This window comes from Chryseobacterium sp. B21-037, from assembly GCF_028570785.1.
Lineage (GTDB): Bacteria > Bacteroidota > Bacteroidia > Flavobacteriales > Weeksellaceae > Chryseobacterium > Chryseobacterium proteolyticum.
In genome coordinates this window covers 4,718,050-4,733,024 of the sequence record NZ_JALGCB010000001.1, presented here as the reverse complement: position 1 = coordinate 4,733,024, position 14,975 = coordinate 4,718,050, and the positions used below count along the sequence as shown (strand labels likewise).

15 protein-coding genes are annotated in these 14,975 nt (G+C 34.9%); 6 read left to right on the top strand and 9 right to left on the bottom strand.

Annotated features, from left to right (window positions below; all coding sequences use genetic code 11):
* Positions 1-27: 27 nt before the first annotated feature.
* The 4 genes from MTQ00_RS21295 (at position 28) to MTQ00_RS21280 (ending at position 4,221) form a co-directional block, all read left to right on the top strand.
* Positions 28-609, top strand: a complete 582-nt coding sequence (locus MTQ00_RS21295; RefSeq protein WP_172276614.1) for an adenylate kinase — start codon at positions 28-30, stop codon at positions 607-609.
* A 78-nt stretch (positions 610-687) separates the two neighbouring features.
* Positions 688-1,671, top strand: a complete 984-nt coding sequence (obgE, locus tag MTQ00_RS21290) for a GTPase ObgE (RefSeq protein ID WP_172276611.1) — start codon at positions 688-690, stop codon at positions 1,669-1,671.
* Entirely contained in the window at positions 1,664-2,698 is a 1,035-nt protein-coding gene (locus tag MTQ00_RS21285) for a DUF6438 domain-containing protein (RefSeq protein ID WP_273650915.1), read from the top strand. The genes obgE and MTQ00_RS21285 overlap by 8 nt, the downstream gene beginning before the upstream one ends.
* A 266-nt stretch (positions 2,699-2,964) precedes the next feature.
* Entirely contained in the window at positions 2,965-4,221 is a 1,257-nt protein-coding gene (locus MTQ00_RS21280) for a DEAD/DEAH box helicase (RefSeq protein WP_172276605.1), read from the top strand.
* A gap of 168 nt (positions 4,222-4,389) precedes the next feature.
* Here the strand turns inward: MTQ00_RS21280 and MTQ00_RS21275 are convergent, their stop codons facing one another.
* The 9 genes from MTQ00_RS21275 to MTQ00_RS21235 form a co-directional block, all read right to left on the bottom strand.
* On the bottom strand, positions 4,390-5,442 hold the full coding sequence (locus MTQ00_RS21275; protein WP_273650914.1) for a hypothetical protein: 1,053 nt from the start codon (positions 5,440-5,442) through the stop codon (positions 4,390-4,392).
* Entirely contained in the window at positions 5,406-5,795 is a 390-nt protein-coding gene (locus MTQ00_RS21270) for a hypothetical protein (RefSeq protein WP_273650913.1), read from the bottom strand. The genes MTQ00_RS21275 and MTQ00_RS21270 overlap by 37 nt, the downstream gene beginning before the upstream one ends.
* Positions 5,796-5,801: 6 nt before the next feature.
* Entirely contained in the window at positions 5,802-6,566 is a 765-nt protein-coding gene (locus tag MTQ00_RS21265) for a TatD family hydrolase (protein ID WP_172276600.1), read from the bottom strand.
* A gap of 4 nt (positions 6,567-6,570) precedes the next feature.
* Positions 6,571-7,095, bottom strand: a complete 525-nt coding sequence (locus tag MTQ00_RS21260) for a DUF4269 domain-containing protein (RefSeq protein ID WP_273650912.1) — start codon at positions 7,093-7,095, stop codon at positions 6,571-6,573.
* A complete protein-coding gene (locus tag MTQ00_RS21255; RefSeq protein ID WP_172276597.1) occupies positions 7,095-8,048 on the bottom strand; it encodes a GSCFA domain-containing protein in 954 nt (317 codons plus the stop codon). Before MTQ00_RS21255 ends, MTQ00_RS21260 begins: the two co-directional genes overlap by 1 nt.
* A gap of 83 nt (positions 8,049-8,131) precedes the next feature.
* Positions 8,132-9,103: a polyprenyl synthetase family protein gene (locus MTQ00_RS21250; protein WP_172276595.1), complete on the bottom strand. Its 972-nt coding sequence runs from the start codon at positions 9,101-9,103 to the stop codon at positions 8,132-8,134.
* 104 nt (positions 9,104-9,207) lie between these two features.
* A complete protein-coding gene (locus MTQ00_RS21245; protein WP_172276592.1) occupies positions 9,208-10,350 on the bottom strand; it encodes an inorganic phosphate transporter in 1,143 nt (380 codons plus the stop codon).
* A 15-nt stretch (positions 10,351-10,365) separates the two neighbouring features.
* Complete coding sequence (locus MTQ00_RS21240) at positions 10,366-11,004, bottom strand: DUF47 domain-containing protein (protein ID WP_172276589.1); 639 nt, start codon at positions 11,002-11,004, stop codon at positions 10,366-10,368.
* Between the two features lie 151 nt (positions 11,005-11,155).
* Positions 11,156-12,850, bottom strand: a complete 1,695-nt coding sequence (locus MTQ00_RS21235) for a DEAD/DEAH box helicase (protein ID WP_172276587.1) — start codon at positions 12,848-12,850, stop codon at positions 11,156-11,158.
* A 488-nt stretch (positions 12,851-13,338) separates the two neighbouring features.
* On the opposite strand from MTQ00_RS21235, the gene MTQ00_RS21230 reads away from it, so the two are divergent.
* Both MTQ00_RS21230 and MTQ00_RS21225 read left to right on the top strand, forming a co-directional pair.
* Positions 13,339-14,004: a DUF2461 domain-containing protein gene (locus tag MTQ00_RS21230; RefSeq protein WP_172276584.1), complete on the top strand. Its 666-nt coding sequence runs from the start codon at positions 13,339-13,341 to the stop codon at positions 14,002-14,004.
* A gap of 175 nt (positions 14,005-14,179) precedes the next feature.
* The gene (locus MTQ00_RS21225; protein ID WP_273650911.1) at positions 14,180-14,974 is read left to right on the top strand and encodes an FkbM family methyltransferase; all 795 of its coding nucleotides are present in this window, start codon (positions 14,180-14,182) and stop codon (positions 14,972-14,974) included.
* Position 14,975 lies beyond the last annotated feature (1 nt).

Here is a 14,975-nt window from a genome sequence, read left to right as displayed (position 1 = left end):
AAACTTAAAATATCTAATTAAATAAAAATGATAAACATTGTTCTGTTCGGGCCTCCAGGAAGTGGAAAAGGAACACAAGCTCAGAATCTCATCGAAAAATTTAACTTAAAGCAAATCTCTACAGGTGATCTATTCAGATTCAATATGAAGAATGACACGGAACTTGGGAAATTAGCTAAATCTTACATCGATAAGGGAGAATTGGTTCCGGACCAGGTGACAATCGACATGTTGGTGGACGAATTGAGAAAACCAACCGATGCGGCAGGGTTTATTTTCGATGGATATCCAAGAACAGCAGTACAGACAGCGGCTTTGGAAAAAATCGTTAAAGAGGAACTGAATGACGAGATTGATGTTTGTCTTTCATTAATCGTTGAAGATAAAATTTTGGTTGAAAGATTGCTGAAAAGAGGAGAAACCAGTGGAAGATCTGATGACAGCAACGAAGAAATCATCCAGAACAGGATTAAAGAATATTATGCGAAAACAGCTGAAGTAGCTGAATTATATAAGCAACAAGGAAAATATGTAGAGGTAAACGGAGTTGGTGAGATCAATGAGATTTCTGAGAAATTGTTTGCTGAAGTAGAAAAAATTCAAAAATAAATTTTTGATTCAAGGTTCAAAGTTAAATATTCAAGGTTTAAACTTTGGACCTTACACATTAAACCTTGAATTAAAATTATGTCAAATTTTGTAGATTACGTAAAGATTCATTGTAAAAGCGGTCATGGAGGTGCAGGTTCTGCGCATCTTCGCCGTGAAAAATACATTCCTAAAGGTGGCCCTGATGGTGGAGACGGAGGTCGTGGAGGCCACGTTATTATGAAGGGGAATGCTCAGGAATGGACTTTACTACCACTCCGTTATACCCGTCACGTGAAAGCGGAGCGTGGAGAAAACGGAGGAAAAAATCAGTTAACAGGAGCTTATGGTGCCGATGTTTATATAGAGGTGCCTATCGGAACCATTGCCAAAAATGAAGAGGGTGAAATCATCGGTGAAATTTTAGAAGATGGTCAGGAAATCATCCTGATGGAAGGAGGAAAAGGAGGACTTGGTAACGAGCACTTTAAATCTTCAACAAACCAGACCCCACGTTACGCACAGCCGGGAATGGAGGGACAGGAAGGTTATGTGGTTTTTGAGCTTAAAATTTTAGCTGACGTAGGGCTTGTAGGTTTCCCGAATGCCGGAAAATCAACATTGTTGGCTTCCGTATCCGCGGCAAAACCTAAAATTGCCAATTACGCATTTACAACTTTGACGCCTAACCTGGGAATCGTAGACTACAGAAATTACAAATCATTTGTAATGGCTGATATTCCGGGGATTATAGAAGGAGCCGCTGAAGGAAAAGGCCTTGGCCATAGATTCCTAAGACATATTGAGAGAAATTCAATTTTGTTATTCCTTATTCCGGCAGATTCTGAAGATCATTTCCAGGAGTTTAAAATTCTTGAAAATGAGCTTAAAGAATACAATCCGGAATTATTGGATAAAGACTTTATTATTTCCATTTCAAAAGCAGACCTTCTGGACGATGAACTGAAAAAAGAAATTTCAGCAGAATTTCCTGAAAACAGGCAGCCGCTGTTCTTCTCGGGTGTAACCGGTGAAGGACTTACGGAACTTAAGGATGTTATCTGGAAAAAACTACATGGATAGAACACTGTTCTTCATATTAGTTTTATTTTACCAATTTTGTTTTTCACAAAGCAGTAAGACTTTATCAAAAATTGACAGCCTCAAAACAGACATTGAGGCTGTCAATTTTATACGGTCATGTTCACAATCAAAAGATGATTTTTTATCTGAGTTTACGTTAAAAACGATCAGGAGCTTTGAAGATGATAATTTGTCACCCCTTATAAAAAGGACTGCTGATAGTCTGGGTGTTGACAAAAGTTTTTATAAAGGAGACTTTGATCATAATGGGAAAACGGATTTATTATTTATCGGGGATGACAACAGCTGTCAATCATCCAGAGGCAGTTGTAGTGCAGTTGTAAAGGTTATTTTTGATATAGACAATAAGTATATGACCAAGAGTTTACTTCTGAATCATTTTGATTTTGTAATCCCGAAATTGTCTACCATAAATGGCAAAGATTATATCTCTGTTTTCTACGATGAAGTTACCGAAGATTTTAATTCTGAGAAATACAATTTTTACCACAAAATCGTCAATAAGATTCTGACTTATAAATTTGATAATTTCGTAGAGTATAATCCGGAACCTCAAAAGTATACTATTGAAAAAATATTTTTTGAAACAGAGCCCTGTTTTGGAACCTGTCCGGTGTTTACGCTTGAATTGAGTAAAAACGGCACCTCTCAATTTATTGCCAAGACTTACAATTTTATCAACCGTAATGATTCCTTTGAAAAAATAGAAAGGAAATCCCGTAAAACTTTTGAAAAAGGTGAAGGAAAATTTACAACCCAAATAAAAGCATCGGATTTTCAAAAAATTGAAACAATTCTTGGCTATATTAATTTTCCGGAGCTTCAAGATGATTATTCCGTAAGTTGGACCGATGATCAGTTGTCAACTTTAACAATTACCTATGACAACGGGAAGATCAAAAAGATTAAAGATTATGGTTTAGTTGGAAGTTATGGATTAACAACTCTTTATAAAACCCTGTTCGACCTAAGATTCAATCAGGAATGGAAGAAGATAAAACATTAAGTCCCCCGATCATCTGATACTCGTTGATCCTATTTCTGTACATTTCAAAGATTAAAAATATCGATAACAGACCTTAATTGCGCAGGTATGGAAGTAAAATAATAAACTTCAAATATTTTAACTACCTTTGTAGCATATTTCGCGGCATTCTCAGCCCTTTCGGTAATTAATTTTACTTAAAAATTCTGTTAATCAATTTTAGCAGATTCGCTAAAAATGATGAAGTATACTACTTCGACCGCATTATTTTTAATACGCAATATATTTTGTTATTTACAGATTTAAAAATCATCAAGCCCATTTTAGATGCGCTTCAACAGGAAGGTTATGAAAAACCAACTCCTATACAGCAAAAGGCTATTCCCTCTATTTTAGAGAAAAAAGATCTACTGGGAACGGCGCAAACCGGAACCGGTAAAACTGCAGCTTTTGCTATTCCCATTCTCCAGAACCTTTCAGAACGTCCAAAGACTAATCAGATCAAAGCTTTGGTTTTAACGCCTACAAGGGAACTGGCTATTCAGATTGAAGAAAGCTTTAATGCTTACGGAAGAAATCTTCCATTAAGAAAATTAGTTATTTTCGGAGGTGTAAAACAGGGCTCACAAGAAGCAGCTTTAAGAAAAGGAGTAGACATTCTTGTAGCAACACCGGGGAGACTCCTTGACTTCATTGCACAAGGAATTATCAGTCTTAAAAACCTGGAGATATTTGTTCTGGATGAAGCTGACAGAATGCTGGATATGGGATTTGTACATGACGTTAAAAGAATTATTAAGCTTTTACCACAGAGAAGGCAAACTTTATTTTTCTCTGCAACTATGCCTCCTGAAATACAAAAGCTTGCCAATTCCATCCTCAGCAATCCGGTACAGGTAGAAGTAACGCCTGTTTCTTCGACAGCTGAAACCATTAAACAATCTGTCTATTTTGTTCAGAAAGAAGATAAATTGGGATTACTTACACATATTCTTAAAAATCATATCTCTGAATCTGTTTTGGTTTTTTCAAGAACCAAGCACGGAGCTGATAAGATTGCAAGAACATTACAAAAAAATGGCATTTCAACGGAAGCGATTCATGGGAATAAATCTCAAAATGCACGTCAAAATGCGCTAAACAACTTCAAATCCGGAAAAACCAGAGTATTGGTTGCTACAGATATTGCAGCAAGAGGAATTGATATTGATGAGCTGAAATATGTAATTAATTACGAGCTTTCTGATGTTTCCGAAACCTATGTTCACAGAATCGGAAGAACAGGAAGAGCGGGTTCGGAAGGGACTTCTTTATCTTTTGTAGATGGTCTGGATTTGCTGAACCTTAGAAATACGGAAAAACTTATCGGACTTAAAATTCCAGTGGTTAAAGACCACCCGTTCCACACCGAAAACCTGGTTGCACAAAAAAGGGATTCAAATAATAAACCTATGAATCCGGGACAGGGAAAACCTAAACCTACTCAGAAGAAAGACATTGGTTTCAAAAAGCCAAAAAATAAAAGTTTCTTTAGGAAAAAATAAAAAAAAGCTTTCAGGGTTATTCCTGAAAGCTTTTTTATTCTCGTTATTTTTCTTTTAGCTTGTAAATTGTCACCGAGTCATACTGCGCCTGCCAGGTCTTTGCAGGATTTAAATAGGTTTTCACTTTAATTAACTCATTTTCATCAAGACTGTCTATGATCTTTTTACTTAAAGTATTCCTAAAGTAAAACATATTACGATTATTTTTCTTTTTAACATCCATGCCCATAAAAGTGATTGAGTTCCTTCCTTTTTCCAGTTGACTGGGAAAGAGCATATAGTTAATTTTATTTTTTTGAGATAATCTTTAAAACGGAGCGTATTTATTTCATTAAAAAAAGTAGAGTTGGCTACCAAAGCATCTGCCGGTATAAAATTAAAATCGGAGTAAAAAGCAAATTTACCCGGAAAATCATAAACATATATTCGAGACTTTCGGGGAACTACGTTAACCAGATCTTCTGCCAAATTCTTTACCATATCCTTTGTTTTCTTTTCAAATTTTGACTTGTTATCAAAAACGTTATGAAATATGCTTAGGTTGGTCTTGAGCTTCAAAATCCCGATTGTACATAAGAAAAATGTTGAACCCAAAGAATAAATTATAAACTTGGATCTCGCAGGTACTATTCTCAATTGAAATTTTTCAACAATATCATTGATAAAAAAGCCACAAAAAATAAATTGTGATACAAAATACCACTGTCCTGTATATGACTGGAAAAATACATTATACAATAAATGAATAAAGCTTCCGCTAATAAATAAAATTTTGACAGAGCGGTAGTGTATATTTTTAGTAAAAATCAAAAATATCAAATATGCGGAACCCACAAATAAGAATAAATCAGGGAGTAAACCAAAAGGATCATCCAGATTAGCTTTAGGAAAGGAACTTTTTATTCTGCCACTGACAGGAACCATATCTCCGAACAAATACTGATTGGAAAATAAATAAGGTCCCGCCAAAATTAAAAATCCTAAAATTACTTTAGAAATGCTTTGAAAATTCCAGTCCCGGTGTTTCCAATAAAGAAAGCCTAAAGGAATAATGATAAAAATATGATCCAGCCTTGCCAGAAAAACGAGGCTACAAATGAATCCGAACAGAAAATCGTTGGTGTATCTTTTACAAAGAAAATAAAGCAGCCAGGCAATGGTGAAAAAGGTGAGATGCGCTTCCGTTAAATATAATGATCCAAGGCTGAAAAAATTAAGCAATACAATGCTAAGCTCAATACTTTTCCACTTACTGAATCTTTGAATAAGGTTTTTTCAAAAAATCTGTATCCCGCAATGATAAAGATAACCTGAAAAAACCATAGAATGTATACTGAGAAACTTTTACCCAAAAAATTGATCGCTTCCGCAATAACACAGAATACCATCCATAAAGGATGGAAGCCATTGGTAAGGTATAAATCATTAAACCCCATAAAGCCATTTCTGACCATATTATAGGCAATCTGTGGATAAAAATAACCATCATCAACCGGAAACTTCGCCGGATTCCATAGAAAAAACACAGCAGAAAGGAAAAGAAGATAATGGATATTTTCTTTTAAAAGCTTCATATAGGCCTAGTAATTGTAAATGTGTTTTGCATTCTGGCTTGTGATTCTGTCAATTTCAGAAAAATCTTTATTGTAGATATTCACCAGCTTTCCTACCACCAGATCAAGATAAGAACTTTCATTTCTTTTACCCCTATGAGGAACCGGAGCCAGGTAAGGAGAGTCTGTTTCCAGAACAATTTTTTCTAAAGGAATTTCTTGCAGGAACTGATCTATTTTCCCGTTTTTAAAGGTCACTACTCCACCAATTCCTAATAAAAAATTAAGATCGATAGCATGTTTTGCTTGTTCAAGGTTACCGGAAAAACAATGAAATATTCCTCTCAATTTCGGATGCTTTTTTCTTTCCAAGACTTCAAAAGTTTCATCAAAACTTTCCCTTGTATGGATTACAATAGGCAGATCCATCTCAATAGCCCAGTCGATTTGTTGTTCAAAAGCCTTTACCTGGATATCTAGAGTTGATTGATCCCAATAGAGATCAATTCCTATTTCCCCGATGGCAGGAAATGCTCTTTTATCAAGATATTCTTTAACAATTGCCAGTTCTTTTTCCCAGGATTCGGGTTTTACGTAGCAAGGGTGCAATCCCATCATTGAAAAAACCTGTCCAGGATATTCAGCTTCCAATTGAAGCATTTTTTCATGAGACTCAGAGTCAATAGCAGGAAGATAAAATTCCGTAATTCCTTTGTCTAAAGCCCTTTGAATAACCTCCTTTCTATCTTCATCAAATTCTTCAGCGTATAAATGTGTATGGGTGTCAATCATAATTTTAAAATTTTAATAGATCTTCATAAGGGTTTTCTAAATTCATTAATACACCGAAAGCCGGTTCCGTTTTTATCCCTTCCTTCTTAAGTTCTATAATCTGTTGTTTAAATTCCTCTCCTTTCTCCTGTAATATTGTGTACTCTGCTACCATATGGCGATAAGCATTTTGTTGCGTCGTCGGTTTATCTTGACCAAAAATCTCTATGGGAAACTCTTCGAGATTAAAATTGATCACAATAGATTTTTCCCCTTTTATCTCAATCTTTTCTACTGTGAAATGAATTCCTGGTGGAATAAGTTGAGAAAGGCGGATCGTTTCCAAAAAGAAATCTTCATCTTTAACTTCACAAATGATATCCAGATCGCTTCCGTCAATATCAATTTCAATAGGAATAGTTCCTGCAAGCAAGGGTGAGAAATCTTTTAGTTTTTCCAGGATCTGATATTTTGTAAGCACCAAGTGAGCCCTTTGCTGCCTCTGGTTACCGCTTTCCAAATAATCAATCTTTGTAAAGTCTGTTATCATTACTGGAATATCTTATGTTTTACCTTTTTCTGTTGAGCTTCAATTCTTTGCTTTAATTTTTCTCTAAAATCAACATATTTAGGATCTTTTTCATCTGCTGTCCTGTGTTGCAGGGCTTTATGGATTTTAAAATTTTCTTTGATAAACTCCTTTGTGTCTTCCGCAAAATAAGCAGCTCCAAATTTATCAAAGATATACTGAACAGCCTGAGAATTGGGATGAATCATATCTTCTTTATAAAAACGATAATCCCTTAAATCATCCATCAATATTTCATAAACGGGTAAATAATGACAGTTCTCAATCCCTGAAATAGCTTCATGTACTGCAGATATCAATTTTGATTTGCTTAACTGATTTTCCATCATACCGTCTTTGGTATGTCTTACGGGAGAAACCGTAAACAAAATCTGAACATCTTCTTTACAGATATCTTTCAGGCTAAAAATGGTCTGATAAATAGAATCTGTGATTTCCTGATGGGTTAGCAACCTTTTGTTAAAGAATTTTTGTGGAATTTTGTGACAATTGGCTACCAGCTTGTTTTTAGGCTGAAATTCATAAATAAAGGAGGTTCCATAGGTTATAATAACCCAATTAGTATCCTGCAAAAAGAGATTCCCTTCTTCTAAATGGCCATTGATCTTATCCAGTGTCTGATGAATATACCTTGTATCGAATTTCGTATGATGGTCAAGGGAAATAAATTCGTCATTAAACGTGATTAAATCTTCTTCTTCATAAAAGTGTGAATCATGAAGCCTTTGTATTGCGTTATTGATCGAAAACGGATTAAACAGGGTTCCAAACGGATTATTGACCGTCTGAAGCTGTCCCTGGTGAAGCAGATCCGACATCTCTGAGGCAAAACAGGAACCTATTGAAAATATTTTATCTTCAATTTCAATCTTTTTTGCAGATTCTTTGATGTCAACTTCGGTTCTGAATTTCATTGTAAATATAAGAGGCTAAAGCTAAAGGTGGAAGAAGAAGCCTAAACAACTCCTTACCAAAACCTTTAATAATCAGCGACTCATTAGCTTTCCCTTCTTAAAAGATAATTAGCGAGTTCTATGAATGGCTTTTTCTTTTCTTCAGGAATATTAATTTTTTTAAGATAACTCTGCCCTATTTCATTGTGCTTTTCAATTAAACGCAATGCTTTTTCATCTACTTTTGTTCTTCTGAAGATCTTTTCTACTCCGTACACCTTATCGATATTATCGGTTTTTTTAGAGTACCAGTGATCCAATTCTTTTCTTTCTTCCTCCGTGGCGTGTTCTCTTGCCAGAAGATAAAGTACAGTCTTCTTATTTTCATAAATGTCACCTGCATGTTTTTTTCCAAACTGAGCCTGATCTCCAAAAACGTCCAGGTAATCATCCATGATCTGGAAAGCAATTCCTATATGTTTTCCAAAATTAAAAATGGATTTGGCATCTTTAAAATTAGCTTTAGCAATTAAAGCTCCGATCTCAAAAGATGAAGCACTTAATACTCCGGTCTTATAAGTAATCATTCTGATGTAATCATCGAAAGTCACATCTTCCTGTGTTTCGAAATTAATGTCGTACTGCTGTCCTTCACATAATAGGAGCCCGGTATGGGTAAATATTCGGATACAGGCTTTAAATATTTCCGGTTCAAGGTCTTCAAAAAATTTATACGCCTTCAGCATCAGCCCGTCTCCGGATAAGATCCCTACATTAATTCCATGTAAAGTATGAATAGTAGGCTTATTTCTTCTCAGAGGAGCTTCATCCATAATATCATCATGAATCAATGTGAAGTTATGGAAAAATTCAATCGCCAAAGCCGGCTTAATAGCCTGTTTAAGATCACCACCAAATAAGTCACAAGCCATCAGAACCATAATAGGTCGCAGACGTTTTCCACCATGGGAAATGATGTAATTCATCGGTTCATATAATTCCGCAGGTTTGTCTTTAAAAGTGTACTTGGTAATAGCGTCAGCAACCAGCTGTTGGTACTTGTCTAAAAATTCCATAAAATCCAATAATTTCCAACAAAAATACGATTTTTCAAATCTTTATAAAACAAAAAACTTTGCCCATTTGGACAAAGTTCAGTATTGTAATTTTAAATTAATATCTAGGAAAGAAAAGCGACCAAAAGATAAGTAACTGCCGCTACAATAGCAGAGATAGGAATCGTCAATACCCAAGCCCAAAGCAAGCTTACTGTAATCCCCCATCTTACCGCTGAAATCCTCTTCGTTAATCCAACTCCAATAATAGACCCGGTAATCGTATGTGTGGTAGATACCGGAATACCAAAATGATCGGTAATAAATAAGGTAATAGCTCCTGCAGTTTCAGCACTTACACCTTCCAGCGGGGTTACCTTTGTAATCTTGGTTCCCATTGTCTTGATGATCTTCCATCCACCACTCATTGTTCCCAAACCTATCGCCAGGAAAGAAACCAAAGGTACCCAAAGATAATGTTCTGCAAAATAATCAAATCGTCCGGCAGAAGGTATATTTAAGTATACAGGATCCTGTAAAATCTGTACATGGTAATAAATTAAAGCCGCACCGATAATTCCCATTACTTTTTGTGCATCATTCAGACCATGTCCTAGACTAAAGAGGGCTGAAGAAACAAGCTGTAATCTTTTAAAAGACTTATCTGCTTTATGAGGGTTTGATCTCTTATAAAGATGAACGATAATCAATGTGATAATGATTGAAATGACCATCCCGATAACGGGTGCCATAAAAATAAACAGGAAGATAGGAATTACTTTATCAAATTTAACCACACTTTGTGTTGTAACCTGATAAAATGCCTGTTTGAAAGTATCTATAAAACCCAGATTGGGCTGAGCAGCTGCTACATCATGATAATCCAGGATGAAAGCATGCATTAAAGCCGCACCTAAGAAACCACCAATTAGGGTATGTGATGAAGAAGATGGTATACCAAACCACCATGTTAAAAGGTTCCAGGCAATAGCTGCCACAAGACCTGAAAATATTACCTCCAGGGTAATAAAGTTTTCATTAACGGTTTTGGCAATCGTATTACCAATTTTAAATTCTCCAATGATGTATGCTGCGATAAAAAAGGCTGCAAAATTCCATAGTGCCGCCCAAAGCACAGCCTGAAAAGGAGTTAAAACTTTTGTAGAAACAATAGTAGCAATTGAATTGGCCGCATCATGAAAACCATTAATATAATCGAAAATTAAAGCTAAAGCAATAATAACCGTAAGTAAAATCGGAAATTCCATTTTTTGTTATATTGTTTATGCGTATTTGATCATAATGTTTTCAATAGTATTAGCTACATCTTCAGCCTTGTCGGTTACTATTTCAAGATAATTAAGTACAGATGAAACTTTGATGATATTGATAGCGTCGTTTGTTTCAAACAATTCTACCATTGAGTTGGAAAGTAAGTCGTCAGCAATATTCTCAATAGAGTTTACTTTGATACAAGCTTCTTTCACCTGATCCATATTTTTGAATCCTTTCAGGTTTTTCATTGCATTCTGAATTTCAAGACATGCCTTATGAATCAACAATGAGAAGTCTGCATATGCCTTCATTAAAGGCGATTTATATAAGAAAATATATTTTGTTGAAGCGTAGATATAATCTGCGATATCATCTAAACCTGTGGCCAAAGTGTGAATATCTTCACGGTCAAAAGGAGTTATAAAGTTTTTTCCAAGCTCAATAAAGATTTCGTGCGTAAGCTCATCATTTTTGTGTTCGTAGTCGCTCATTTTCTTCAACATAGAGTCGTCATTAAGGTCAAAATCTTTCACCCCGTTGTTGAACTCTTCAGACATTGCTACTAGATTTTCAGTTACTTTTTCGAAAAGCACGAAGAAGATTTTATCTTTAGGCTGAAAAGCGTGGAAAATATTACCAATTCCCATTTTTAAGTATTTATAATTCGTCTGCAAATTTCCTAAAAAAGCACCTTACCAAAAAGTATATAACATTAAGTTTTGTTAACATTGGTTTAAGTGCTGATTATCAAACAAAAAAACCGACTATAAGCCGGTTTATATTATATAAAAATGAGTTTTAATTAGCTTCTTCAGCTCTCATATCTTTTCCTCTGAATTTCATTGAAGAAATATTATTCAAAAGCTCTCCCTTAAATGATTTCTCAATTTCAAAGAATGAGAATTTCTCTAAAATTTCAATATCACCAATTTCAGCTCTCTTTTTACCATTTCCGGCAGTTGCTTTATTGATAATATCCAAAACATCCAGTTTCTTCAATTGATCTTTCTTTCCAAGGTTGAAGAAGAATCTTACCATATCTTCATTCTTTCTTCTAGGTTTTCCTCCACGATCTCTTCTGTCTCCACCTCTGCTATCACGGTCTCTTCCTCTGTCTCGGTCACGATCTCTTCCTCTGTCTCTTCTTGAGTAATCATCATCTCTGGTACTGAATTTCTGTTCAGCAAGATCATGCTTATCTTTATAGTACAATGCAAGATCTTTCAACTGGAACTGCAGTAACTGATGTACCAATTCTTCTTTCGTGAATTTGCTAAGATCCGGAATCAAGCTGTCGTCAAACTCAAATAAGTCTTCATGCTCCGTAAATAGCTTTTCGAAAACGCCTCCTACCTGCGCTTTGATGATATCATCACCTGTAGGGATTGTTTTTTCAACAATATCAATCTTTGTTGTTGATTTAATCTGTTTTAGCTTTCTGCTTTCTTCAGGCTTAATCAAAGCCATAGAAATACCGTCTTTTCCAGCTCTACCCGTTCTACCACTTCTGTGAACGAATACTTCAGGATCATCAGGTAGAGAGTAATGGATAACGTGAGTTAGTGAGTTCACATCCAAACCTCTTGCTGCTACATCGGTAGCCACCAAAATGTCGATATTTTTCAATCTGAATTTCTTCATTACCGTATCTCTCTGCGCCTGAGAAAGATCACCATGAAGTGCATCAGCTGCATAACCGTTCTGCATTAAGAAATCTGCCACTTCCTGAGTTTCCATTCTTGTTCTACAGAAAATAATGGAATACTGATTAGGGTTTGCGTCAATTAATCTTTTTAGAGCTTCTTTTTTATTACGATATCCTACCACATAGTATTCGTGCTTAATGTTCTTTTTAACTTCGTTAATAGAACCCACTGAAATACGGTGAGGTTTTGTAAGATAATTTTTAGAAATTCTTTCCACTTCTTTATTCATCGTTGCAGAGAATAAGAAAGTTTGTTTTGTTTCAGGAGTTTCACTTAAAATTGTTTCCAATTCATCTTTGAAACCCATTGAAAGCATTTCGTCAGCTTCATCTAAAACCAACCAATGGATCGCAGAAAAATCAAGTGCTTTTCTGTTAATCAAATCAATTACTCTTCCGGGAGTACCTACAATAATTTGTGGTTTTTCCTTCAAAGAACGTATTTGGTCCATAATACTGCTACCTCCGTACACTGCTGTAGATTTGATATTCTGCATGTACTTAGAGTAATTCTTTATGTCTTTAGAAATCTGAAGACATAATTCCCGTGTCGGACAAAGCACCAATAGTTGGATTTTGCGACTCGTATCGTCAATCATATCCAAAATCGGAAGCGAAAAAGCTGCTGTTTTGCCTGTCCCAGTTTGCGCAAGTGCGATCAAGTCGCGTATATCTGAAAGAATAAAAGGGATAGTCTGTTTTTGGATTTCTGTCGGGCTTTCATAACCCATTTCGCCAATAGCCTTAAGGATGTCAGGACTTAAATTGGACTCCGTAAATAAATTCATTAAATATTTTAAAATTTTTGCAAAGATACAATTAATATTTGACTTTATTTTGAATAAAGTGTTAAATAACGAATCTTAATTTCAGAATACTTTAATATATTTTTAATTTTTAAAAAATTAAACGCAAAAAATAAACCGTTATGTTAAAAAAATATTAAACAATATTTTTTTTTGTTAAATTGGATTGATTTTTTCGTGGAGATTAATGAATTTTCAAAAATAAAATCAGGAATTATAATTTTTTTATTTTAATATTCCCGAAAATTGCATGAAATATGTAAAAGAAAGATCTTCAATTATTGTTGTGAGACTTTCTGTTATGCAAACACCATTTGCCATTTCACTACAGGATTCTTTATCATATTTGCTGTCTTGCCATAAAAAATATAGTTTCTGGACATCATCCTGTTTTAATGCTTCAAATCCTGATCGGATTGAGGCATTGACATATGAATAGATTTACTTAAATTTGGTTAAAATTAAAAAACATGTCCGCCACCATTTCTACAAAAACCTTTGATTTTCTCAAAAAATTATCCAAAAATAACAACCGCGAGTGGTTTAATGAAAATAAACATCTTTACACCGAATCACAGGAAAATGTGGTTGCATTTCTGGAAGACCTTATTAAAGAAATGTCGGCGTTCGATGGAGAGCTTGCTAAAATAGATGCTAAAAAAGCTCTATTCCGGATTTACAGGGACACCCGTTTTTCAAAAGATAAAATACCTTATAAAACAAACTTTGGAGCGTCATTAGGAATGGGAAAAGGAAGCCAGAAAGGAGGATACTATCTTCACCTGGAACCAGGAAAGTCTTTTTTGGCAGGAGGTATTTACATGCCTGAATCATCAGTTTTAAAAGAAGTACGAAAAGAGATCTCCTTATATGCTGATGACTTTATTAAAATTGTTAATAACAAAGATTTTAAAAAGCATTTTCCTGAACTGGATCAAAGTGACCAATTAAAAAAGATACCCCAGGGATTCGAGAAAGAAGATCCGATGGCAGAATATTTAAAACTGAAAAATTTTATTGTTGTGTACAACATCAAGGATGAAACAGTTTTGGATAAAAATGCCGTTAAGGAGCTAACCAAAGTTTTCAAACTTATGAAGCCATTCAATGATTTTCTGAATACCCCTTTTCTGTAACTACAAGAATCTATTTTAAACATGCCTGAAATAAAAGAATTACAACCAGTTACACATTCTTTTAAAATAAAACAAGCATGTATATTTTAATTGAAAATCAACGCGTTAGATTTAAACAAAATTAACATGAGTTTAACATTTTTGATTATCTTTGCTTTCTGTCAAATAATCAAGGATGTCTTTATACCAAAGAATTGCAGAAAACTTACAGTACATCAGTCCAAGTTTTTATAAAAGCAGATATTTTAAAAGTTTACATCATCTTTCAAAGGATAACTTTTCAGCACGAAATGTAGAACCGGAGCTGGTGTGGATCAAAGAATATCTGTCGGAAGACGATGTGATTCTTGATATTGGTGCCAATGTAGGTACATTTTTATACCAGCTGGAACATAAACTCAAACCTCAGCATATTTATGCTTTTGAGCCTAACCATAAATTGTATACCCGCTTAAAAAGATTGTTTCCTTCTATGAATCTTCTTTCTTTAGCACTTTCGGATGAAAATACAGTTGCTGAGTTTAAAGTTCCCATCATCAATGGAAAAATGGTAGCTTCAAGGGGGACACTGAATACTTCGTATAAGGAAAAAGGTGAGGAAAAGAGTTACACAGAAAAAGTAACGGTCACAAAATTGGACGACTGGGCAGAAAAAGAAGGTCTTAAAAAACTGGATTTCATCAAGATAGATGTTGAAGGAAATGAGATGAAAACCCTGTTCGGCGGAAAGAAAACCATCCTAAAGTTCCTACCAACCCTTATGGTGGAAATGGAACAAAGACATCATGACAAACCTATTTGGGGAGAGATTTCCGAAGTAGAAAGCTGGGGTTATGAAGCGCATTATTTAGACCGATCCCTTTTCAGGCTTGAAAAGCTTACAGAAGAAATTTTGGTCCGAAATACAAGTGACGAAAAAGACAAAACGGAATATATCAACAACATTATTTTTATACCCAAAACCTTTTAAA

Coding starts and splice junctions, on each gene's coding strand:
- MTQ00_RS21295 (WP_172276614.1), top strand. CDS start 28: ATGATAAACATTGTTCTGTTCGGGCCTCCAGGAAGTGGAAAAGGAACA.
- obgE (WP_172276611.1), top strand. CDS start 688: ATGTCAAATTTTGTAGATTACGTAAAGATTCATTGTAAAAGCGGTCAT.
- MTQ00_RS21285 (WP_273650915.1), top strand. CDS start 1,664: ATGGATAGAACACTGTTCTTCATATTAGTTTTATTTTACCAATTTTGT.
- MTQ00_RS21270 (WP_273650913.1), bottom strand. CDS start 5,795: ATGAAGCTTTTAAAAGAAAATATCCATTATCTTCTTTTCCTTTCTGCT.
- MTQ00_RS21265 (WP_172276600.1), bottom strand. CDS start 6,566: ATGATTGACACCCATACACATTTATACGCTGAAGAATTTGATGAAGAT.
- MTQ00_RS21260 (WP_273650912.1), bottom strand. CDS start 7,095: ATGATAACAGACTTTACAAAGATTGATTATTTGGAAAGCGGTAACCAG.
- MTQ00_RS21255 (WP_172276597.1), bottom strand. CDS start 8,048: ATGAAATTCAGAACCGAAGTTGACATCAAAGAATCTGCAAAAAAGATT.
- MTQ00_RS21250 (WP_172276595.1), bottom strand. CDS start 9,103: ATGGAATTTTTAGACAAGTACCAACAGCTGGTTGCTGACGCTATTACC.
- MTQ00_RS21245 (WP_172276592.1), bottom strand. CDS start 10,350: ATGGAATTTCCGATTTTACTTACGGTTATTATTGCTTTAGCTTTAATT.
- MTQ00_RS21240 (WP_172276589.1), bottom strand. CDS start 11,004: ATGGGAATTGGTAATATTTTCCACGCTTTTCAGCCTAAAGATAAAATC.
- MTQ00_RS21235 (WP_172276587.1), bottom strand. CDS start 12,850: ATGAATTTATTTACGGAGTCCAATTTAAGTCCTGACATCCTTAAGGCT.
- MTQ00_RS21230 (WP_172276584.1), top strand. CDS start 13,339: ATGTCCGCCACCATTTCTACAAAAACCTTTGATTTTCTCAAAAAATTA.
- MTQ00_RS21225 (WP_273650911.1), top strand. CDS start 14,180: ATGTCTTTATACCAAAGAATTGCAGAAAACTTACAGTACATCAGTCCA.